Annotated in this window: 16 protein-coding genes; 11 read left to right on the top strand and 5 right to left on the bottom strand. The window is 70.5% G+C overall.

What is annotated here, in order from left to right:
- The first annotated feature begins 125 nt into the window (after positions 1-125).
- The 3 genes from C7474_RS03080 to C7474_RS03070 are packed head-to-tail and all read left to right on the top strand — an operon-like array spanning position 126 to position 4,161.
- The gene (locus C7474_RS03080; RefSeq protein ID WP_121057469.1) at positions 126-2,477 is read left to right on the top strand and encodes a glycosyl hydrolase family 95 catalytic domain-containing protein; all 2,352 of its coding nucleotides are present in this window, start codon (positions 126-128) and stop codon (positions 2,475-2,477) included.
- Entirely contained in the window at positions 2,477-3,520 is a 1,044-nt protein-coding gene (locus tag C7474_RS03075; protein ID WP_121057468.1) for a LacI family DNA-binding transcriptional regulator, read from the top strand. Before C7474_RS03080 ends, C7474_RS03075 begins: the two co-directional genes overlap by 1 nt.
- The gene (locus tag C7474_RS03070) at positions 3,517-4,161 is read left to right on the top strand and encodes a YesL family protein (protein ID WP_121057467.1); all 645 of its coding nucleotides are present in this window, start codon (positions 3,517-3,519) and stop codon (positions 4,159-4,161) included. The genes C7474_RS03075 and C7474_RS03070 overlap by 4 nt, the downstream gene beginning before the upstream one ends.
- A gap of 334 nt (positions 4,162-4,495) precedes the next feature.
- Here C7474_RS03070 and C7474_RS03065 read toward each other — a convergent pair whose 3' ends face one another.
- From C7474_RS03065 to C7474_RS03050, 4 genes are all read right to left on the bottom strand, one after another.
- Entirely contained in the window at positions 4,496-6,244 is a 1,749-nt protein-coding gene (locus C7474_RS03065; RefSeq protein ID WP_121057466.1) for a type 2 periplasmic-binding domain-containing protein, read from the bottom strand.
- 33 nt (positions 6,245-6,277) lie between these two features.
- Positions 6,278-7,198 (bottom strand): carbohydrate ABC transporter permease, encoded by a 921-nt coding sequence (locus tag C7474_RS03060; protein ID WP_121057465.1) that lies wholly within the window; start codon positions 7,196-7,198, stop codon positions 6,278-6,280.
- Positions 7,199-7,208: 10 nt separating this feature from the next.
- Entirely contained in the window at positions 7,209-8,210 is a 1,002-nt protein-coding gene (locus C7474_RS03055; RefSeq protein WP_121057464.1) for an ABC transporter permease, read from the bottom strand.
- Positions 8,211-8,409: 199 nt separating this feature from the next.
- Positions 8,410-9,930 carry a glycoside hydrolase family 43 protein gene (locus C7474_RS03050; protein WP_121057463.1) on the bottom strand — a complete coding sequence of 507 codons (1,521 nt, stop codon included), beginning with the start codon at positions 9,928-9,930 and terminating at the stop codon, positions 8,410-8,412.
- Positions 9,931-10,181: 251 nt separating this feature from the next.
- Here C7474_RS03050 and C7474_RS03045 point away from each other — a divergent pair, with 251 nt between their 5' ends.
- The 7 genes from C7474_RS03045 to C7474_RS03015 all read left to right on the top strand — a co-directional run bounded on the left by C7474_RS03045 (position 10,182) and on the right by C7474_RS03015 (position 17,998).
- A complete protein-coding gene (locus tag C7474_RS03045; protein ID WP_199692350.1) occupies positions 10,182-11,354 on the top strand; it encodes an ABC transporter ATP-binding protein in 1,173 nt (390 codons plus the stop codon).
- Between the two features lie 128 nt (positions 11,355-11,482).
- Positions 11,483-12,667, top strand: a complete 1,185-nt coding sequence (locus C7474_RS03040) for a polyamine ABC transporter substrate-binding protein (protein ID WP_121057462.1) — start codon at positions 11,483-11,485, stop codon at positions 12,665-12,667.
- On the top strand, positions 12,660-13,598 hold the full coding sequence (locus tag C7474_RS03035; protein WP_121057461.1) for an ABC transporter permease: 939 nt from the start codon (positions 12,660-12,662) through the stop codon (positions 13,596-13,598). The genes C7474_RS03040 and C7474_RS03035 overlap by 8 nt, the downstream gene beginning before the upstream one ends.
- Before the next feature lie 44 nt (positions 13,599-13,642).
- Positions 13,643-14,503 carry an ABC transporter permease gene (locus C7474_RS03030; RefSeq protein WP_121057877.1) on the top strand — a complete coding sequence of 287 codons (861 nt, stop codon included), beginning with the start codon at positions 13,643-13,645 and terminating at the stop codon, positions 14,501-14,503.
- Positions 14,503-16,158: an amidohydrolase gene (locus tag C7474_RS03025; RefSeq protein WP_241965073.1), complete on the top strand. Its 1,656-nt coding sequence runs from the start codon at positions 14,503-14,505 to the stop codon at positions 16,156-16,158. The genes C7474_RS03030 and C7474_RS03025 overlap by 1 nt, the downstream gene beginning before the upstream one ends.
- A gap of 62 nt (positions 16,159-16,220) precedes the next feature.
- A complete protein-coding gene (locus tag C7474_RS03020) occupies positions 16,221-17,651 on the top strand; it encodes an NAD(P)/FAD-dependent oxidoreductase (protein ID WP_121057460.1) in 1,431 nt (476 codons plus the stop codon).
- Entirely contained in the window at positions 17,648-17,998 is a 351-nt protein-coding gene (locus C7474_RS03015) for a cupin domain-containing protein (RefSeq protein ID WP_241965072.1), read from the top strand. Before C7474_RS03020 ends, C7474_RS03015 begins: the two co-directional genes overlap by 4 nt.
- Before the next feature lie 105 nt (positions 17,999-18,103).
- Here the strand turns inward: C7474_RS03015 and C7474_RS03010 are convergent, their stop codons facing one another.
- Positions 18,104-19,723: a PucR family transcriptional regulator gene (locus tag C7474_RS03010; protein WP_241965071.1), complete on the bottom strand. Its 1,620-nt coding sequence runs from the start codon at positions 19,721-19,723 to the stop codon at positions 18,104-18,106.
- A gap of 95 nt (positions 19,724-19,818) precedes the next feature.
- On the opposite strand from C7474_RS03010, the gene C7474_RS03005 reads away from it, so the two are divergent.
- On the top strand, positions 19,819-21,306 hold the full coding sequence (locus C7474_RS03005) for a CoA-acylating methylmalonate-semialdehyde dehydrogenase (RefSeq protein ID WP_121057458.1): 1,488 nt from the start codon (positions 19,819-19,821) through the stop codon (positions 21,304-21,306).
- Positions 21,307-21,309: the final 3 nt, after the last annotated feature.

The following is a 21,309-nucleotide window of genomic DNA, read 5'->3' as shown; positions in this document are numbered from 1 at the left end:
GCTTCTTCGCTCGTGTCCGTCTGCTCGCAGTCGCCGCCGTCGGCGAACTGTCGAAGCGCTTCAACAATTTCACCATATACTAGCCACACGACCCCGCGTCCTGCATCCGCGGAGAAGGAGTGACGATGACGTCAGCCGCGGCCCACGCCGCCCTCCACACGCTGCGCTCGACGCGCGCGGCGCAGCGCTGGACCGACGCGCTGCCGGTCGGCAACGGCGTGCGCGCCGCAATGTGCGAGGGGCGTCGCGGCGGCGAGCGACTCTGGCTCAACGACGCCACCGCCTGGTCGGGCACGGCGGAGACCGACCCCCTCGCGGGCATCGATGAGAAGGGACCCGCGGCGCTGGCCGCGATCCGCGCCGCCCTCGACGCGGGCGACGTCGCGGGCGCCGAGGAGCGCATCCGACGGCAGCAGGCGCCGTGGGCGCAGGCCTACCTGCCCCTCGCCTGGCTCGAACTGGAGGTCGACGGCGCGGGCGCCGGGGGCGCGCACGTGCGCACGCTCGACCTCGACACCGGCGTCGCCGCCCACCGCTACGGCGACGACGGCGCGGTCGTGCGGCACGAGACCTGGGCCGACCGGGTCACCGGGGCGCTCGTGCACCGCGTGACCGCCGACCGCCCCGTCACGCTGCGCGTGCGTCTCGGGAGCCTGCTCGCCCCCGCGACGGCGGATGCGCCTGCGGCTGAGCCCACGCCGGCGGAGGCGGCATCCGCCCCGCTCGTCGGCCGCTGGATGCTGCCCGTCGACGTCGCTCCCGGCCACGAGAGCCCCGCCGAACCGGTGCGGTACGACGCGCAGCGCGGACGCATCGGCGCCGTCGTCGTCGCCACCGCCGGCGCCCACACGGTGGACGACGGCGAACTCGTGACGGCACCCGCATCCGTGCACGTGCTCACGATCGGCACGGCGACGTCTCCGTCGCTGCCGGGACTGCCGGGCGACGGGTCGGATGCCGTCATCCGGGCGCGCGAGGTTGCGGCTGCGCCGGTCGACCTCGACGCCCACCTCGCCGCGCACCGCGCGCAGTACCGGCGGTGCGCACTCGAGGTCCCGCACGCCGATTCCGACGGGACCCACGACACCGCCGATCGGATCGCGCGCGCACACGGGGCCCCGCCGCCGTCGCTGGCCGCGCTCGCGTTCCACTACGGCCGCTACCTGCTGATGGCCTCGTCGCAGCCGGGCGGGGTGCCGCTGAATCTGCAGGGAATCTGGAACGCCGAGCTGCCGGGCCCGTGGTCGAGCGCGTACACGACGAACATCAACCTGCAGATGGCGTACTGGCCGGCCGAGGTCACCGGTCTCGGCGAGTGCCACGAGCCGCTGCTGCGTTTCGTGCGTCGAGTGGCGGAGACCAGCGGTCCGCGCGTCGCGCAGGAGCTGCACGGGGTCTCGGGGTGGGCGATGCACCACAACTCCGACGCGTGGGGCTTCGCCGCGCCGGTCGGCGACGGCCACGGCGACCCGGCGTGGGCGTTCTGGCCGTGGGGCGGCGTCTGGCTCGTGCTGCACCACGCCGACGCGTTCGCGTTCCGCGGCGACCTCGCCGAGCTGCGCGCGGCGTGGCCGGCGCTGGAGGGCGCCGCGCGGTTCGTGCTGTCGTGGGCGGAGGTCGGCGACGACGTCGCGCGCACCGCTCCGTCGACGTCGCCCGAGAACCACTACCTCGACGCGGCCGGCGTCCCGCGCGCCGTCGCGCAGTCCGCGACCATGGACGTCGCGCTCGTGCGCGAGCTCGCGCGGGTGTGCACGGAGGCGGCGGCGACACTCGGGGTCGACGCCCCCTGGCAGACGGACCTCGACCGACTCGCCGCGCTGCTGCCCGATCCGCAGGTGGGCTCGGACGGCGCCGTCCTGGAATGGGACCGGCCCCGCGTCGAGGCGGAGCCGGAGCACCGACACCTGTCGCACCTGGTCGGCCTGTTCCCCTTCGCGCAGGTGACGCCCGACGCCACCCCCGACCTCGCCGACGCCGCCGCGACCTCGATCCGCGGGCGCGGCCTCGAATCCAGCGGCTGGGCGCTCGCCTGGCGCGCCGCGATGTGGGCGCGGCTCCGCGACGGCGCGCGGGTCGAACAGCTGGTCGGGCTCACGCTGCGTCCCGCCGCCGACGACGCGGGCGCGCATCGCGGCGGGGTCTACGACAACCTGTTCGCGGCGCATCCGCCGTTCCAGATCGACGGCAACCTCGGCCTCACCGCCGCGATCGCCGAGGCCCTCGTGCAGTCGCACGACGGCATCCTGCGACTGCTCCCGGCACTGCCGCCGACGTGGACGGACGGTCGGGTCACCGGCATCCGCGCCCGCGGCGGGTACGCCGTCGACCTGGAGTGGGCGCAGTCGCGTCTCGTGCGCGTGCGGGTGCACGCCGCGCGCCGGGGTACGGTCGAGATGACCGGGCCCGGCATCGGAACCGTCCGGCGCACCGTGCAGCCGCACGAGCCGACGATCATCGAAGCTGAGGAGTCCTGATGGCCACGATCGCCGATGTCGCCCACGCGGCGGGGGTCTCGATCTCGACCGTGTCGTATGTCATGAGCGGCAAGCGCACGATCTCGCAGGAGACCCGCTCGCGCGTCGAACAGGCCATCGCCGACCTCGCCTACAGCCCGCACGCGAGCGCCCGGTCGCTCGCGTCGCGCGCGACCAACGTCATCGGACTGCAGGCGCCGCTGCGGGCGGGCGTCGACGTGCACGTGGTCATGCAGATCGTCGCGGGCGTCGTGCGCGAGGCGCGCGCGCACCAGTACGACATCCTGCTGCTCACGAGCGACGACGCCGCGGGCCTCGAGCGGGCGGCCCGAGCCTCGGCGGTCGACGCGCTGCTGGTCATGGACATCGAATCGCACGACCCCCGCCTCGCGTCGCTGTCGCAGCTTTCGACACCCAGCGTGCTGATCGGACTGCCCGACGGCGCCGAGGCCGTCTCGTGCGTCGACTTCGACTTCGAGGCCGCCGGACACCTCGCCGCGCAGCGCCTCGCGGCGCTCGGCCACACGCGCGTCGCACTGCTCGGCGCCCCCGCCGAGGTGCTCGAGCGCCACACGTCGTACGCGGAGCGTCTCACCCGCGGATTCCTCGCCGGCTGCACCGCGCACGGCATCGTCGGCACGGTGCACGCGACGCCCAGCTCGGTCGCGAGCGTCGACGTCGTGCAGCAGGTCGCGGCGGATGCCGACATCACCGCGTTCCTCGTGCACAACGAGGCCGCCCTGCCCTTCGTCATGGCGCGACTCGCGCGCCTCGACCGCGAACGCGGCACCCGCACCGACGTCATCGCACTCGCGCCGCTCGATCTCGCGCAGTCGGTGGCCGGACTCACCGACACGATCGACATCCCCGCCGAAGAGCTCGGAGCGGCCGGCGCGCGCACCGTGCTCGCGCTGCTCGACGGCGCGGAGACTGCGCGCGTGCAGCTGCTGGCCCCCCGGCTGGCCTCGGGTGCGCACGCGGCCGGCGCGGCTGCGGCCGGGGTGTCGGCATCCGGCGCGGCCGCGGCCGAGGTGCCGGCGTGAAGATCGATCCGGAGGGTCGCACCCTCGGCGGCATCACCGGCTTCCTCGCCTTCGTCGCCCTCAACGTGATGTACATCGTCTCGTGCGTGCCGGTCGTGACGATCCCCGCGGCCACGAGCGCGCTGTACGAAGTGACGATCCGCTACTCCGACGACGAGAGCGGACGCCCGGTCGCCGACTACTTCCCCGCCTTCACGCGGAACTTCCCGCGGGCGACGCTTCTCGGACTCTCGCTGCTGGTGCCGTTCGTGATGCTGGCCTTCTCCACGGCGTTCTGGGCGGCGAGCCCCGAGCCCCTCGCGATCGGCGCCGTCATCATCTCCGCCGCCGGTGCGGTGTACGTCTTCGCGGCGTTCCTGCACGCGATGGCGCTGGTCGCGAAGTTCCGCAACGGCTTCCGACAGACGCTGAAGAACGCGCTGCTGCTGCCGGCCGCCGAACCGGTGCGCACGTTCGGCATCCTCATCATCCCGATCACCGTCGTGGCGATCACCGTGATCTTCCCGCTGTTCTGGGTCATCGTGCTGACCGTCGCCTTCTCGGTGGGCGCCTACGGCACCGCGTTCCTGTTCCGCTCCGTCTACGCTCGCTACGACGCCGCCCCCGTCGACGAAGACCGCCTCGGCCCGCCCCAGGACTGACCAGCGGCGCGAGCCGACGCCGCCCGTCGCATGTCACGCAAACGGTCGCCCCCAACTGCGGTTCGCGGCCATTCGTGTGACACCCCGCATCCGCATGTCACGCCAACGGTCTCCCCGCGCACGCCCGGGCGGCCGTTCGTGTGACACGCGGATGCGGTGACCACGGATGCTGACATCCCGCATCCGCATGTCACACGAAGGGCGCCCCACACCCACCGGGACGGCCGTTCGTGTGACACGGAACGTCCACGCACGCCGACGGCACGCGAGAGGGCCCGGAGCGCAAGCCCCGGGCCCTCGAATCAGCAGATCAGCAGATCAGCCGATCAGCGGCTCAGCCGAACTCCTTCGCGATGGCGACGCGCTGGTCGTTCTGGTCCTTCGCGTTGGCCATGTCGACCTCGAGCACCTTGTCGTAGCCGAGGCCCGCGGCGGTGTCCTGCATCTCCTTGAGCAGCGAGTCGAACTGGCTGTCGCTGGTCGCGAACACCATCTGCCACGAGTACTGCACGATGACGGCCTTGACCTGGTTGCGCAGCGTCTCGATCTCGGACGAGTCGGCGGGGGCGGTGTAGCTGGCGCCCGGTGCGACCGTGATCTGGTCGGCGTTCTGCAGGTACTCCATCGTCGAGGTGGCGCCGCCCATCTGCGCCGACCAGTCCTCGGACAGCGCGTTGGCGGTGGCCTCCTGGTACGACGGCCAGAACGTGTAGCTGTACGGGAAGCCGGTGGCCGGGTCGACCGACACCGGAAGCACCGACGGTGCGTTCAGGGCCGAGACGCCGTCGGCGTAGTCGCCGCCGCCCCACTCCTCGGGCACGTTGCCGCCACCCTGCAGGAACACCTGGTTGCCGAACTCGGTGAGCTCCGGCTCGCCCTCGGCATTGAGGTCCCACGTGAGACCCTGCGGTCCCGCGGAGCCCTGCGTCTGCGCGCTGTTGGCGTACGCGCCCTCGGGCGAGTAGAGCCAGTCGATGAAGGCGGCGATGCGCTCCGGGTCTTCGGCCTTCGAGCCGATCGCGAACACCTGCTTGCCGCCGTAGGCCTCGGCGCCGTAGGAGAAGATCTTCTGGTCGGCCACCGGCGCGATCTCGAAGCCCTTGCCGGCGGCCATGTTGTCTTCGGTGTTGTACGCGGTCTGTCCCAGCCACGGCCACCACGAGAACATGACCTGCCCGTTCTGGAACTTCGAGTACAGCGTGTCGTAGTTCTGCGTCGTCGACTCCGGGTCGACGAGGCCGAGCTTGTTCGCCTCGAAGTAGAGGCGGAGGCTGCGGATGTAGCCGCTGTCGGCGTCGAGGATCGACTGGTAGTCCGAGCCGTCGGCCTGGGCGAGCACGAAGCCCATCTCGTCGTAGCCGTAGAACGTCGCGGGCTGCTTCGCGTTGTTCATCATGTTGCCGTCCCAGTCCTTGAACAGGGAGAAGGCATAGGTCGGCTTGCCGTTGGGGGCGGTCGGCTCGAGCTCGTGCATCTGCTCGAGCACCGGGATCAGGTCCTCGAGGGTGCCGAGCTCCGGGTAGCCGAGCTGCTTGTACAGATCCCAGCGGATGAAGGGGCCGAAGGTCGGGTTCAGACCTTCCGACGCCTCGGTCGGCTTGAGCGAAGACACCGACGTCGGGAAGGCGTAGATGCCACCCGACTCGCCCGCGAGGTTCTGCACGGCGGCGTCGTACTCGGCGGCGTTGTCCATCGCCGGGTAGATGTCGGAGACGTCCATGACCAGGCCGCCCTGGACCAGCTCGTCGAGCTTCTGCCCCTTGTCGGTGATGATCATGTCGCCGAGGTCACCCGCCGCGACGCGGGTGTTGTAGAGGGTGTCGCCACCACCGGCCACGTTGGGCGCGATGATGTTGAGCTTCATGTTGAACTTGTCCTTCACGATCTTGGCGAACCAGCCCTGCTGGATGCCCATGTAGTTCGCGAGGCCGTCGAAGACGTCGATCGTGATCTCGTCGTCCCACTTGTCGGGGAACTCGTCGATCGCGCTCCGGGTGGGGGCGGCGGTGCCCGAGCAGGAGGCCAAGGAGCCGGCGGTGACGATGGCGGCGACCGTCAGCATCACCTTCCGAGTGAGCTTCATTGCATTTCCTTTCTTGGTGGTGTGTACGGCGCGTCAGCCCTTGACGGCGCCGAGCATGATGCCCTTCACGAAGAAGCGCTGGAAGAGCGGGTAGACGAAGATGATCGGCAGCACGACCAGCACCGACACCGTCATCCGGATCGATGTGGGAGTCTGCGAGGTCGCGGCCCCGACGATCGACGACAGATTGCCCCCGGCATCCTGCGCCGCTTGGGCGAGCGAGGACGCCTGGTTGATGAACATGTAGAGCAGGTACTGCAGCGTGTACAGCGACTGGTCGGTGACGTAGATCAGCGTGTCCTGGAACATGTTCCACTGCATGACCGCGGAGAAGATCGCCACGGTCGCGAGGATCGGGGTCATGTTCGGCAGGTAGATGCGGAAGAAGATCTGCAGGATGCCTGCACCGTCGACCTCGGCCGCCTCCTGCAGCGACGCGGGCATCGACTCGACGAACGTCTTGACGAGGATGATGTTGAACGGCTGCACGATGAACGGCAGCACGTACACCCAGAAGTTGTTCGTCAGACCGAGGGTCTTCATGATGATGAAGATCGGGATGAGGCCGGCCGAGAAGTACATCGTGATGATGACGAACCGGTACCAGAACTTGCGTCCCCACATCCGCGACTGCGTGAACATGAACCCGAGGAACGCGGAGGCCAACACGGTGGCGACCGTGCCGATCACGGTGCGGCCGATCGAGACGAGCGTCGCCATCGGCAGGCCCGGCAGCTGGAACACCTTCTCGTAGTTGGAGAAGTGGATGTCGACCGGCCAGATGCGCACGTCGCCGAGCGCGGAGACGTCGTTGGCGCTGATCGAGTTGATGATCAGGTAGTAGAACGGGTACGCGCACAGCACGGCCATGAGGATGAAGACCGTGTAGTTGACGATCGAGAAGACGACGTCGCCGCCGGAGCGGACCGCGGTGTGCTTGGTCAGGGTGGTCATTCCGGGTACCTCAGACGATCGACTGGCCGCGGACGCGCTTGGCGATCGCGTTGACGGTGAGCAGGAGGATGACGGAGATGATCGACTTGAGCATGCCGATCGCCGTCGCCATCGACAGGCTGTTACCGGTCATGCCGATGTTGTAGACGTACAGGTCGAGCACCTGGATGTACTGCTTGTTGAACGCGTTCTGGAACACGTAGTACTGCTCCATGCCGTTGTTGAGCAGGTTCGCGATCGACAGCAGCAGCAGCACGAGGTACGTGGGCATCAGCTGGGGCACCGTGATGTACCACATCTTCTGGAAGCGTCCCGCGCCGTCGATCTCGGCCGACTCGTACAGCGCCTGGTCGATGCCGCTGATCGCCGCGAGGTAGATGATCGCACCCCAGCCGAGGCCCTTCCAGATCGACCACAGCGTCATCGTCAGCCAGACGTTCTGATCGGTGTCGAGGAACTTGATCGGCGCCGTGATGAGCCCCCAGTCGCCGAGCACGTTGTTCACGAGCCCCGAGCTGGAGAACAGCGAGAACGCGATCATGTAGACGAGCACCCACGAGATGAAGTTCGGGAGCGTCGTGAGCGTCTGCACCGAGTTGCGGAACCAGGGCGCCTTCACCTCGTTGAGGAAGATCGCGAACGCGAGCGGGAGCACCGATGTCGCGATGCCGAGGAAGCTGATGGCGAGCGTGTTGATCAGCACCTGGCCGATCTGCTGCATCTGCGTCGGCGAGCTCACCAGCAGCTGGAACCACTGCAGCCCGACGAACTCCGAGCCCTCCAGGCCCAGCGCCGGCTTGTAGTCGTAGAGCGAGTAGATCCACCCGTAGAGCGGGAAGTACGCGAACAGGAACACCAGCACGATGAACGGGAGGATGCACAGGAACATCACGAACGACTTCTTGCCGCCCGCCTCCCGCGGCTTGCGCGCACCGCGACGGCGCTGCTTCTGCTCGGCACCCTCCTCGATGGTGGACGCCGCCACCTCGGTGAGAACCGCCTGCGAGGTCATGCGCCCACCGCCGATGTGCGGGGGATCTCGCGCGTCGTCCGCCGATCCATGTCACTCCTTCGTGCAACCGGACTTCCGTCGCCCGATTTGTTCGCGGCTCCAACAATCGAACCGCTTCGATGAATGTAACGCCCGCATCCGGATCCGTCAAACGGATCCAGGCAACGAGCGCGTAACGGTTGGGAGCGCTCCCGCGCCTTTAGCCCGCGGCCCCGTGGTCTGCGGCGCGGCCGTCGCCCGCGTCGCGGGGGCCGGCCGTGTACGAGAACGAGCGGAGCACCACGTCCCCCGACACCGCGCGGACGCCGACGACGCGTCCCGTGAACAGCCCGGCGACCTCGGTGGAAAGGTAGCGGCCGTCCGCGGACCCGAGCACGGTCTCCGCGCCCTCTGCCGACACGACCACGAGATCGACGATGTCGGGCTGCGGCTCGCCCCACCGCGAGGTGGGCTCGGGCAGCCGTGCCCGCAGGCGCAGGACGGCCTCCGGCCCCGACTCGACGGTGGCCAGCGTCGAGACGGCCGGTCCGATCGTCAGCACCGCCGACACGGTGCGACCGTCATGGACGAGCGCGTAGGAGTGCGCCTCGTCGATGCGCACCTCGAGCGCGGCGACGCCTCCTGCCGCGTCGACCCGCGCGTCGACGGTCCACTCCTCGTCGACGGCGCGCACGCACAGCAGCGGGATGCCGGGGCCGCGGCCGGCGCGCACCACGACGCCGCCGCCGTCGCCGGTCGGCTCCGTGAACGTCTCGGGGAACATGCCGACGCCGAGCCAGCGACCCGCCAGCGCGGCGTCGGTGAAGTCGTCGTGGAACGACGCGTCGACGGGCGTCGCGGTGAAGCGCCCCTCGTCGACGACGGGCCAGCCGTCGACCCAGTCGACGCCGACGAGGAACGTCTCGCGGCCGTTCAGATGGAAGCCGGGCGTCGCGCCGCGGGGGCGCACGCCGAGGTGCACCATGGCCCACGATCCGTTGACGAGCTGCACGAGGTCGCCGTGGCCCGCGTTCTGCACGGGGTGCTGGATGCCGCGGTGCGTGAGGATCGGGTTCGTCGGCGCCGGCTCGAACGGCCCGTCGAGGGTGCGCGCGCGGGCGATCGTCACGGAGTGGCCGCGCTCGGTGCCGCCCTCGGCGGCGAGCAGGTACCACCAGCCGTCGATGCGGTACAGGTGCGGCCCCTCGGGATGGGCCCCACCGGTCCCCCGCCACAGCAGGCGCGGTTCGGCCAGGAGCGTCCCGGTCTCGGGATCGATCGGCACCGTGCCCAGCGGATGCAGGTGCTCGGCGTGCGGTGCCCAGGTGAGGTGGCAGACGCCGTCCTCGTCCCAGCTGAGGTCGGGGTCGATGCCCACGGTGCCGGGAATCTCGACCGGATCCGACCAGGGGCCGGCCGCATCCTCGGCGTGGACGAGCAGCTGCCCGACGCCGGCACCGTGCTGGTTGGTGTCGGTCCAGACGATCCAGAAGCGTCCGTCGTGATGGCGGATCGTCGGCGCGTAGACCGAGCCGCTCGGGTTGCCCCGGTGCTCGGGGATCTGACTCGGACGGGTGAGCGCGTTGCCGACGAACCGCCACGTGACGAGGTCGGTGCTCGCATGGATCGGCAGGCCCGGTAGGTACTCGAAACTCGAGTTCACGACGTAGTACACGTCCCCCACACGGCAGATCGAGGGGTCGGGATAGAACCCCGGGATGATCGGTCGGACGTCGGTCACGGTGCCTCCTCGGCGAGGGTGATGGGGATCGTCGAAGCGCTACGACGATCGCCCGACGCACGACAGCCTGCCATGCACCGGCGCGCGACGCGGGTGTTTCGCGCAGGTGAAGCGCGTCCGGACAAAGTGTCGGGACGGACCTTCCGGTGAACAGGTTCGTCCGGTTCCGCCGCGCATTCATTGCACCGCCGGATTCGGACGTATTGAATGACCGCACGTGTTCCAGGGCGGAGCATGAGAGCGGAGATCTTGTGACGTCGGCACCCGAGACGACGATCGACAGCCCCGACCTCGACGTCGACCGCGGCGACGTCACGCTGACCGGCGTGACCAAGCGGTACGGCGACCAGGTGGCCGTCGACGATCTCTCCCTGCGCATCCGACCCGGTGAGTTCCTGTCGCTGCTCGGCCCGTCGGGGTGCGGCAAGACGACCACCCTGCGCATGATCGCCGGGTTCGAGCATCCGGATGCCGGGTCGATCCGCATCTCCGGGACCGACGTGCTGGGCGCACCCCCGTTCAAGCGCGACGTCAACACGGTCTTCCAGGCCTACGCCCTCTTCCCGCACATGACCGTCGCCGAGAACATCGCCTACGGCCTGCAGCAGCGGCGCACGCCGAAGGCGGAGGTGCGCGAGCGCGTGTCGTCGGCGCTCGACCTCGTGCAGATGCGCCGCTTCGCCGACCGCAAGCCGACGCAGCTCTCCGGCGGGCAGCAGCAGCGCATCGCACTCGCCCGCGCCCTCGTCAACCGCCCGTCGGTGCTGCTGCTCGACGAGCCCCTCGGCGCGCTCGACCGCCAGCTGCGCGAGGAGATGCAGCTCGAGCTCAAACTGCTGCAGGCCCGACTGGGCATCACCTTCGTCTTCGTGACCCACGACCAGGGCGAGGCCCTGTCGATGAGCGACCGCATCGCGATCATGCGCGCCGGACGCATCGAGCAGCTCGCCGATCCGCACACCGTGTACGCGCGTCCCGCCTCGGCGTACGTCGCGGCGTTCGTGGGGCAGCAGAACTTCTTCCGCGGCGAGAGCGCGCACGGCGGCACCGCCGTCGCGTCGCCGCACGTGCTGGCACGGTCGGCCGGTGATCCGCTGCGCTCTGCGCGCGGCGAGGCCGCGGTGCGTCCCGAGAACGTGCGCATCGACGCCGACGCACCCGGCTCCGACCTGCCGGAGGCCAACGCGGTGCGCGGCGAGCTCATCGGCCTGTCACATCTCGGCGAGACCATGCAGTACCTGGTGCGGCTGCACGGCGGCACCGACCAGGAGCAGAGCCTCATCTCGCGGCGGCCCACCCCCGAGGCGCCCGATCTGCGCGTCGGCGACGCCGTCGTGTGCAGCTGGTCGCCCGCGCACGTGCTGCTGTTCCCCGCCGACGACGCCGCGGAGGCCGGCGGTTACATCGCCCCACCGACGGCCTGACCGGCGCACGGATGCCGGGCGTCCGCGCCCCGGCATCCGGCCCACCCCGCGACCCGAACGACCCGATCCACCCGAACGACCCGATCCACCGCTGTACCCGACACCGACCGAGACCCCTGGAGGCCCCGATGCCCGAGTCCCGCACCCCGATCCGCGTCCTCGCCCACGAGAGCGCCGTGCCGGTGATCGCCCGCGAGCTGTCGCGTCGCCGTTTCCTCTCCTTCGCCGCCGCGGCCGGCGGCGCCGCGCTGCTGGCGGCCTGCACGCCCGCAGGCGGCGCGAACCCGTCGGCGCAGGCGACCGGTGGCGCCCTGGAGAGCAGCCTGTCGGTGTACACGTGGGGCGACTACGACTCCCCCGACGTCGTCGCGAACTTCACGAGCGAGATGGGCCCGAAGGTCACGCTCGACTCCTACAGCTCCAACGAGGAGCTCATCGCCAAGCTCGTCGCCGCCAAGGGCACCTCCGGATACGACATCGTCGTGCCGACCGGCGTGTTCATCCCCCAGATGATCGAGAACGGCCTACTCACGAAGTTCAACAAGGACCTGCTCCCGAACCTGGCGAACATGGATCCGGCCTACCTCGGCCGCGCGTGGGACCCCGAGAACGACTACTCCGTCTGCAAGGCGTGGGGGACGACGGGATACGTCTACGACAAGACCGTCATCACGCGCGAGCTGTCCACCTGGGACGACTTCTTCGACGCCGCCATGAACGAGGCCAGCGGCAAGACGAGCATGTCCGACGACCCGGCCGGCATCATCGGCTCGTACTTCTGGGCGAAGGGCGCCGACTGGAACACGACCGACGAGACCGAGCTGCAGGCCTGCCGGGACTTCCTCGTGAACGAGCTCGCCCCGCACATCGCCGCCTTCGACTCCTACCCCGGCACCAACGCGATCCCGCAGGGCACGCAGGTGCTCATGCAGGCGTGGAACGGCGACGCGCGCCTGGGCCTGCTGGAATCGAGCGAGCCCGACCGCTGGCAGTGGGTGCTGCCCGGCCCGTCGACCGAACTGTGGATGGACAACTGGGCCATCGCCGCGGGCGCCCCGAACCCCGAGGCCGCGCACGCGTTCATCGACTTCTCGATGACGCCCGAGAACCTCATGCTGAACCTCGACTACATCGGCTACCACGTGGGCGGCAAGGACATGGAGGCCGCAGCGACCGCCGAGGGCCTCGAACTGCCCGAGCTCATCTTCTTCACCGACGAGCAGCTGTCCACGATGCACGAGCAGGAGCTCAACGACTCGCAGACGGTGCGCGTGGAGATCTGGAACGAGATGAAGGCCGCCGCGGGTGCCTGAGACCTCGCCGCGTCGCTCCTGGGGTGGGGCGCTGGCCGTCCCCGCCTGGGTGTGGCTGCTGGTGTTCTTCGTGGCCCCCGTGGGCCTGGTCGTCTGGTTCAGCTTCGGATACAAGCCCGGCATCTTCGGCACGCACGCCAACGACGTGCTGTCGTTCGACCGCTACGTCGAGGCGTTCTCGCCGACGTTCCTGACGACGTTCCAGAACACGCTGTGGGTCGGCGTGCTGGGCACGGCGCTGTGCTTCCTGATCGGAGCGCCGGTCGCGTACTGGATGGCGTTCAAGGTGCGGCCCGAGCGGCGCGGACTGCTCATCGCGCTCGTGCTCATCCCGTTCTGGACGAACTTCCTCATCCGCACGATCGGCTGGCAGGTGATCCTCGCCCCCGAGGGCTGGCTGTCGACCGCGCTGCAGTCGGTGGGACTGCTCGGCGGGCCGCTCGACCTGCTCTACACGCGTCAGGCGGTGCTGCTGGGCGTCGTCTACAACTACCTGCCGCTGATGATCCTGCCGTTGTTCGTCGCCTTCGACCGCGTGGGCCCGGCACTGCGGGAGGCGTCGAAGGATCTCGGCGCCGGGAAGGTGTCGACGTTCTTCCGCGTCACGCTGCCGCTGTCGCGCCCCGGTGTCGTGGCCGGCGTGCTGCTCGTGTTCATCCCGCTCATGGGCGACTACATCACCGCGACGGTGCTCGGCGGCGCCAAGGGCAACATGATCGGCCAGCTCGTGGCCAGCCAGTTCCAGACCGCCCAGAACTGGGCGCTCGGCTCGGCGATGGCCGTCGTGCTCATGCTCGTGATCACCGCGACGATCGGCGTCGCGGCCCTCCTCCTGTGGCTCGTCGCCCTCCCGTTCCGGCATCGCAACCGCGTCGAGCTCGATCCCGTGCCGACCGCCGCAGCATCCGCAACCGAGGAGGCGGTCCGATGAGCGTCACGAAGACCGAGACGATCCTGCGTCAGCGCGACGGCTCGATGCTCGGCAGCGGCAAGCGCTCGCACCGGTCGTGGACCGACATCGCCCTGAACTTGTGGGGCGTGCTCGTGCTGCTGTTCCTGTTCGCGCCGATCATCGTCATCGTCGTCTACTCGTTCAACACCGGACGCCTGCTCGTGTCGTTCGACTCGTTCGGCTTCGACGCGTTCGCGACGATCCTGCACAAGCCCGCGGTGCAGAACGCGGTGCGCGTCTCGCTCATCACGGCGCTCATCTCCGCGATCATCGCCACGACGCTCGGCACGCTCGCCGGGATCGCGATGGCGCGTTACCCGGGCAAGTGGGTGTGGTGGTTCCTCGGCCTGCTGCTGCTCGTGTCGGTGACGCCCGAGATCGTCGACGCCGTGGCGCTCCTCCCCTGGTTCGTCTGGCTCGGCCAGGACCTCGGCGTCACGATGTTCAACGACGGCATCGTGCGCCTGTCGATCGGCTCGTCGCTGTTCGCGACCGCGGTCGTCTCGTACATCGTGCGCGCGCGCCTGGTCGGTCAGGACGCCAATCTCGAAGAGGCCTCGAGTGATCTGTACGCGAAGCCCGTGACCACCTTCCGCCGGGTCACCCTCGCCCTCGCGCTGCCCGCCGTGCTCGCCGGCTTCCTGCTGGCGTTCACGCTGAGCCTGGACAACACGATCGTCGCGGCGTTCGTGCAGGTCTCCGGCACGACGCCGTGGCCGGTGTACGTCCTGTCGGCCGTGCGCTCGGGTCTGCGCCCCGAGGTCGCCGCCGTCTCGACCGTCATGCTCGTGCTGACCCTCATCGCGCTCGCGGTCGTGGCGGTCGTGCTCAAGCGCGCCGGCGACTCGGCGACCGACATCGCCCGCACCATGGCGGGCGGCTGATGCACGCCGACCTGGTGTTCACCGGCGGCCCGGTCTTCACCGCCGACACCGTGCGTTCGCGCGCGTCGGCGGTGGCCGTGCGGGCCGGCCGCATCGTCGCCGTCGGCGGCGACGAGGTGCGGGGGCTCATCGGACCGTCGACCGAGGTCGTCGACCTCGCGGGGCGGATGCTGGTGCCCGGCTTCCAAGACGCCCACGTGCACCCGGTGTGGGGCGGGCTCGACATGCTGCGCTGCGACCTCTCCGGCGATGCGACGCGCCCGCAGTACCTGGAGCGCATCGCCGCGTACGCGGCGCAGCATCCGAACGAGGAATGGATCCTCGGCGGCGGCTGGCAGATGTCGGCGTTCCCGGGCGGCACGCCCACGGCCGCCGACCTCGACGCGATCGTGCCCGACCGCCCGGTGTTCCTGACCAACCGCGACGGGCACGGCGCGTGGGTCAACTCCCGCGCGCTCGAACGCGCCGGCATCCACGCGGGAACCGTCGATCCGGCCGACGGGCGCATCGAGCGCCTCGCCGGCGGCGCCCCGTCGGGCACGCTGCACGAGGGCGCGATGACCCTCGTGAACCGGCTGCTGCCGGAGGACTCCGCCGACCGGATGCTGGAGGCGCTGCTGCTCGGCCAGCGCCACCTGCACTCCTTCGGGATCACGTCCTGGCAGGACGCGATCGTCGGCTCCGAGTACGGCGACGCCGCCGACCCCGCGCCGAGCTACGTGCGCGCCGAAGAGGAGGGACTGCTCACCGGACGTGTCGTCGGGTCGCTGTGGTTCGACCGCTCCCGCGGCGCCGAGCAGATCCCCGACCTCGTCGACAAGCGCGACCGGTTCACCGGCGAGCGCTTCCGCGCGACGACGATCAAGGTCATGCAGGACGGCGTGGCCGAGAACTTCACCGCCGCGATGCTCGAGCCCTATCATGACGGCCACGGGCACCCCACCGACAACTCCGGGATCTCGTTCGTGCCGCCGGAGGTGCTCGGCGAGGTGGTGCCGCAGCTGGATGCCCTCGGGTTCCAGGTGCACTTCCACGCGATCGGCGACCGCGCGGTGCGCGAGTGCCTCGACGCCGTCGAGCACGCGATCTCCCGCAACGGCCGCGGCGACAACCGGCACCACATCGCCCACATCCAGGTCGTGCACCCCGACGACATCCCGCGGTTCCGCCGGCTCGGCGTCGCGGCGAACATGCAGTCGCTGTGGGCGACGCTGGAGCCACAGATGGTCGAGCTGACGCTTCCGTTCCTGGGCGCGCCCCGCGAGGCGTGGCAGTACCCGTTCGGCGACCTGCTGCGCTCCGGCGCCGTGCTGGCTGCCGGATCGGACTGGTCGGTGAGCTCCCCCGATCCGCTCGCCGCGATCCACACCGCGGTGAACCGCCGGGCCGCCCCCGGGTACGAGGAGGGCGAGTACGACGCGTTCCTCCCCGAGCAGGCCATCGACCTCGCCACCTCGCTCACCGCGTACACCGCCGGATCGGCGTGGGTGAACCACCTCGACGCGACCACCGGCACCATCGAGGTCGGCAAGCTCGCCGACCTCGCCGTGCTCGACCGCGATCCGTTCGACGGACCCGCCGACCGGATCGGCGCCACACGCGTGCTGCAGACGTTCGTCGACGGCGCCCGCGTGTACGCCGCCGACGACGCGTAGAGTCCCGACATCCGCCGTCCTCCCGCACCACACCCGCAACACCCCGATAGGAAGTGATACCCGTGGGAACCACCGTCTTCGAAAGACGTGTGCCCTCGGCATCCGTCATCGACCACAGCCTCGAGCAGACGCGCACCGGCGCGTTCTGGATCGACGACCTGCCAGAGGAGCTGCGGCCAGACCGCCCGCCCCTGCACGGCACGGTCACCGCCGACCTCGTGATCGTCGGCGCCGGCTACACCGGGCTGTGGACCGCACTGCTGGCCAAGACCCGCGACCCCGGCCGGCGCGTCGTGGTCGTCGAGGCGAACCGCACCGGGTGGGCGGCATCCGGCCGCAACGGCGGATTCTGCGAGTCGAGCCTCACCCACGGGCACGAGAACGGCGCGAACCGCTGGCCCGACGAGCTGCCGCTGCTCGACCGGCTGGGCCGGGAGAACCTCGACGCGATCCAGGCCAGCGAGGCCGAGTACGGCATGGACTTCCAGTTCGAGCGCACGGGCGAATTCGCCCCGGCGATCGAGCCGCACGAGGTCGCCTGGCTCGAGGAATGGGCGGCGGAGGGCGACCCCGACGTCGTTTTCCTCGATCAGGATGCCGCGCAGGCCGCCGTCGCCTCCCCCACGTATCTGGCCGCGGTGTGGGAGAAGGCCACCTGCGGACTCGTGCACCCGGCGCGGCTGGCGGCGGAGCTCGCCCGTGTCGCCGAGGAGCGTGGCGTGGAGATCTTCGAGCGCTCCCGCGTGCAGCGCCTCGACACGTCCGGCACGGGCGTCACGGTCGTCACCGAGCACGGCCGCGTCGACGCCGACCAGGCGGTGCTGGCGACCAACGTGTTCCCGTCGCTGCTCAAGCGCAACCGCCTGATGACGGTGCCGGTCTACGACTACGCGCTCATGACCGAGCCGCTCAGCAACGCGCAGCTCGACGCGATCGGCTGGCACGACCGGCAGGGCATCGGCGACATGGCCAACCAGTTCCACTACTACCGGCTGTCGCAGGATGGCCGCATCCTGTTCGGCGGGTACGACGCGCTGTACCACTACGGCCGCCGCGTCGACCCGTCGTACGAGCAGCGCCCCGATGTGTGGAACAAGCTCGCGAGCCACTTCTTCACGACGTTCCCGCAGCTGGAGGGGCTGCGGTTCTCGCACCAGTGGGCGGGCGCGATCGACACGTCCACGCAGTTCACGGCGTTCTTCGGCACAGCCCGCGGCGGCCGCGTGGCCTACGCCGCCGGCTTCACGGGCCTGGGCGTCGGCTCGACGCGCTTCGCCGCCGACGTGATGCTCGACCTCCTGGCCGGTGTCCGCAACGAGAAGACCGAGCTCGAGATGGTGCGGGGGCGCCCGCTGCCGTTCCCGCCGGAACCGGCCGCGGCGATCGGCATCAACGTGACACGATGGTCGCTCGACCGCGCCGACCACAACCAGGGCCGGCGCAACCTGCTGCTGAAGACGCTCGACAAGCTGGGATTGGGGTTCGACTCGTGAGTGACGACGGGGAGATGGAGGCGGGCGTCGTGATCGACGCCCTCGCCGTGGCGGTCCCGCTCACGGCGGTGTCGCCGGCGCAGATCGTGTCGGGGTCGCCGAAGACCGGCTCGATGGACCTCGATGAGGACATGGGCGTGGGCGTGTGGGAGATGACCGCCGGCGCGATGCGCGACACCGAGATCGATGAGGTGTTCGTCGTGGTCACCGGCTCCGGCACGGTCGAGTTCACCGACCCGCCGCAGGATCCGATCGAGCTGCGGCCGGGGTCGGTCGTGCGACTGGAGGCCGGGATGCAGACGGTCTGGACGGTGCACGAGACCCTCCGCAAGGTCTACCTGGTCTGACCCGGCGCCCCCGGCGCCCGCGCCCCATCGCTCAACAGTCACTTTCGGTGGGTGGGGACGGCATCCGAGTCGCCGCTTGTGGCTGGTGAGCGGGTGGGCGGGGCGTCAGCGCGCGACGGAGCGGCGTACGAGCAGCGCGAGGTGCAGCGCCGCCTGCACCTCGCCGTCGTCGAGGTCGACCGCCAACAGCTCCTGGATCAGCGCGATGCGCTGGTAGAACACCGAGCGCGACAGATGCGACGCGGATGCCGCCGCCGTGCGGTTGCCGGGATGGGCGAGCATCGCCCCCAGCACGTCGAGCAGGTCGCCGCCGCGCGACAGGTCGTACTCGATGAGCGGCGCCAGCATCCGCTCGCCGTGGTCGAGCAGGCGGTGGTCGTCGCGCAGCGCCGTGACGAACCGCGCGAGCGGGCGGTTCTCGACACGGCGGATCTGCGGCCCGCGGCCCGCCCGGTCGCCGGCGCTGCGCGACAGGTCGATCGCCTCCTGCAACGATGCCAGCGCGCCGTCGAGACCGACGGATGCCGCGCCCACCGAGACGACCATGCGCTCCGCGTGAGGACTCAGCGCGCGGGCGAAGCGGCGCGCGGCGTCGTCGTCGAACCGCACCCGTGACGGCAGCGACAGCAGCACGGCCACGCCGGCCGCGCCTCCCGGGACGGCACCGGCGACCGCCCGTCCGCCGAGGGCTCGCGCGGCGGCGTCGGGCGCATCCGCGCGCACCTCGACACCCGAGGCGACGACGCCCAGCAGCTGCGCCCCCTCGATCGGCAGCCCCGAGGCCTCCACGCGCGACGTCGCCCCCGCGTGCCCGGTGAACCGGCCGGCCAGCAGGCCGTCGACGAGTGCGCGACGCCCCACGCGGGCCCACTCGTCGCCCTCCGCGTCGGTGAGGCGCCCGAGCGCGAGGGCGATGGCCCCCTGCTCGAGCACGGCGGCGCGCCCGGCCGGATGCTCCGGCCCGGGGAGCGCGACGAGATACCCCCAGCGGATGCCGCGGGCCTCGACCGGGACGATGAGACGCTCGTCGGCGTCGGTGTGACCGCGGTGCGCGATGCGCGAGCGCACCTCCCAGCGGGTGAACACCTCCTCCTCGCGGGAGGGCGGCACGTCGGCGACGATGACGTCGTGCGCGAGGCTCTCCAGCACGACGGGAGCCTCGAGCGTCTGGGCGAGCTGCGCGACGATGAAGTCGGCCGGCGACCCGCGCAGCGCCAGGGCGGTGAACCGTGTGCGCACCTCTTCGCGGGCCTGCAGGGCGGCCGACTGGTCGGCGATGATCCGGCGGTGCACGTGCTCGGTGAGCGTGACGAACTTCACCTCGCGGTGCAACGCGACGAGGGTCAGGCGCCGCTCGCGTGCGGCGGCGAGCACGACGGCCGGGACGTAGCGGTAGTGGGTGCCCAGTTCGAGCACGAGACACGACAGCCCCGCGTCGGCGAGTTCGGCGATGAACGCGCGCAGCTCGGCGGGCTCGGCGGGCCACGCCGACCCGGTCGACAGGAGCAGTTCGCCGCCGTCGAGCAGACGCGCGACGCCGGCACTGTCGGAGACGTGCACCCAGCGCACCGGCGCGTCGAGCCAGTCGTCCTCGCCGAAGACCTCCGGCCGGCCGGCGGCGACGGCATCGAGTTCGAGCACCTCGCGCACCGACGGCAGCCCGCCGGGCGTGGTCGGACGATCCGTCCGGATTGCGGATTCTTTGCGACGTTCGGGCGCCTGCATCCTGACTCCTGCTCTGTGACACTGGGGTGCAGATCAGCTTAGGCGTCCCGGTCGATCTGTCCGGTGCCGCCCTCTCCCCTCCGAAGGACGCTCCCATGGCCCTCATCCGCCACCACATCGCCGGCGCCGAATCCGGCTCGTCCGAGCGCACCGGCGTCGTCTTCGACCCCGCCACCGGGCGCGCCCAGCACGAGGTCGCCCTCGCGTCGACCGCCGAGACCGATGCCGCGATCGCCGCCGCCGCCGCGGCGCTGCCGTCGTGGCGCGCCACGAGCCTCATCAAGCGCGCCGACGTGTTCTTCCGGCTGCGTCAGCTGCTCGTCGACCGCGCCGACGAACTGGCCGCGATCATCACGAGCGAGCACGGCAAGGTGCTCTCCGACGCCAAGGGCGAGATCAGCCGCGGCATCGAGAACGTCGAGTTCGCCGCCGGCCTCGTGCACCTGCTCAAGGGCGAGCACTCCGAGCAGGTCTCCCGCGGCGTCGACGTGCACTCCGTGAAGCAGCCCGTCGGCGTCGTCGCGTGTGTCACCCCCTTCAACTTCCCCGTCATGGTCCCGCTGTGGATGACGGCATCCGCCATCGCGTGCGGCAACACGGTCGTGCTCAAGCCGAGCGAGAAGGACCCGTCGGCATCGCTGTTCCTCGCGAAGCTGTACGAGGAGGCGGGACTCCCCGCCGGCGTGCTCAACGTCGTGCAGGGCGACAAGGTCGCCGTCGACGCACTGCTGGACTCCCCCGACGTGCGGGCCGTGAGCTTCGTCGGATCGACCCCGATCGCCCGTTCGATCTACGAGCGGGCCGCCGCGAACGGCAAGCGCGTTCAGGCGCTCGGCGGCGCGAAGAACCACATGGTCGTCATGCCGGATGCCGACCTCGACGCCGCCGCCGACGCCGCGGTGTCGGCCGCCTACGGATCCGCCGGCGAACGCTGCATGGCCGTCTCGGTGCTCGTGGCGGTCGGCGACGACGTCGCCGACGCCCTCGTCGCGAAGGTCGCCGACCGGGTCGCCGGCCTGACGATCGGTGCGGGCACCGACGCGGCGAGCGAGATGGGCCCGCTCATCACTGGCGAGCACCGCGACAAGGTCGCCTCGTACGTCACCGGCGCCGCCGCCGAGGGCGCGACGGTCGTCGTCGACGGCACGGCTCAGCACTTCGAGGGCGATGGCTTCTTCCTCGGCGTCTCGCTCGTGGACCACGTGAGGCCGGGCATGAAGGTGTACGACGACGAGATCTTCGGACCGGTGCTCTCGGTCGTGCGCGTCGCGTCGTACGACGAGGCCGTCGAACTGGTCAACACGAGCCCGTTCGCCAACGGCACCGCGGTCTTCACGCGCGACGGCGGCACGGCGCGGCAATTCGAGTTCGACATCGAGGTGGGCATGGTCGGCGTCAACGTGCCGATCCCGGTGCCGGTGGGCGCGTTCTCGTTCGGCGGATGGCGCAGCTCACTGTTCGGCGACTCGCACATCTACGGCCCCGAGTCGATCCACTTCTACACGCGCAGCAAGGTCGTCACCTCCCGCTGGCCCGACCCCAGCGAGAGCCAGATCAGCCTCGGCTTCCCCAGCAACCACTGACCC

Source organism: Microbacterium telephonicum (genome assembly GCF_003651225.1).
Taxonomy (GTDB): Bacteria; Actinomycetota; Actinomycetes; order Actinomycetales; family Microbacteriaceae; genus Microbacterium; species Microbacterium telephonicum.
This window is presented reverse-complemented; position numbering and strand designations above follow the sequence as displayed.

Coding starts and splice junctions, on each gene's coding strand:
- C7474_RS03080 (WP_121057469.1), top strand. CDS start 126: ATGACGTCAGCCGCGGCCCACGCCGCCCTCCACACGCTGCGCTCGACG.
- C7474_RS03075 (WP_121057468.1), top strand. CDS start 2,477: ATGGCCACGATCGCCGATGTCGCCCACGCGGCGGGGGTCTCGATCTCG.
- C7474_RS03065 (WP_121057466.1), bottom strand. CDS start 6,244: ATGAAGCTCACTCGGAAGGTGATGCTGACGGTCGCCGCCATCGTCACC.
- C7474_RS03060 (WP_121057465.1), bottom strand. CDS start 7,198: ATGACCACCCTGACCAAGCACACCGCGGTCCGCTCCGGCGGCGACGTC.
- C7474_RS03055 (WP_121057464.1), bottom strand. CDS start 8,210: ATGACCTCGCAGGCGGTTCTCACCGAGGTGGCGGCGTCCACCATCGAG.
- C7474_RS03040 (WP_121057462.1), top strand. CDS start 11,483: ATGCCCGAGTCCCGCACCCCGATCCGCGTCCTCGCCCACGAGAGCGCC.
- C7474_RS03030 (WP_121057877.1), top strand. CDS start 13,643: ATGCTCGGCAGCGGCAAGCGCTCGCACCGGTCGTGGACCGACATCGCC.
- C7474_RS03025 (WP_241965073.1), top strand. CDS start 14,503: ATGCACGCCGACCTGGTGTTCACCGGCGGCCCGGTCTTCACCGCCGAC.
- C7474_RS03010 (WP_241965071.1), bottom strand. CDS start 19,723: ATGCAGGCGCCCGAACGTCGCAAAGAATCCGCAATCCGGACGGATCGT.
- C7474_RS03005 (WP_121057458.1), top strand. CDS start 19,819: ATGGCCCTCATCCGCCACCACATCGCCGGCGCCGAATCCGGCTCGTCC.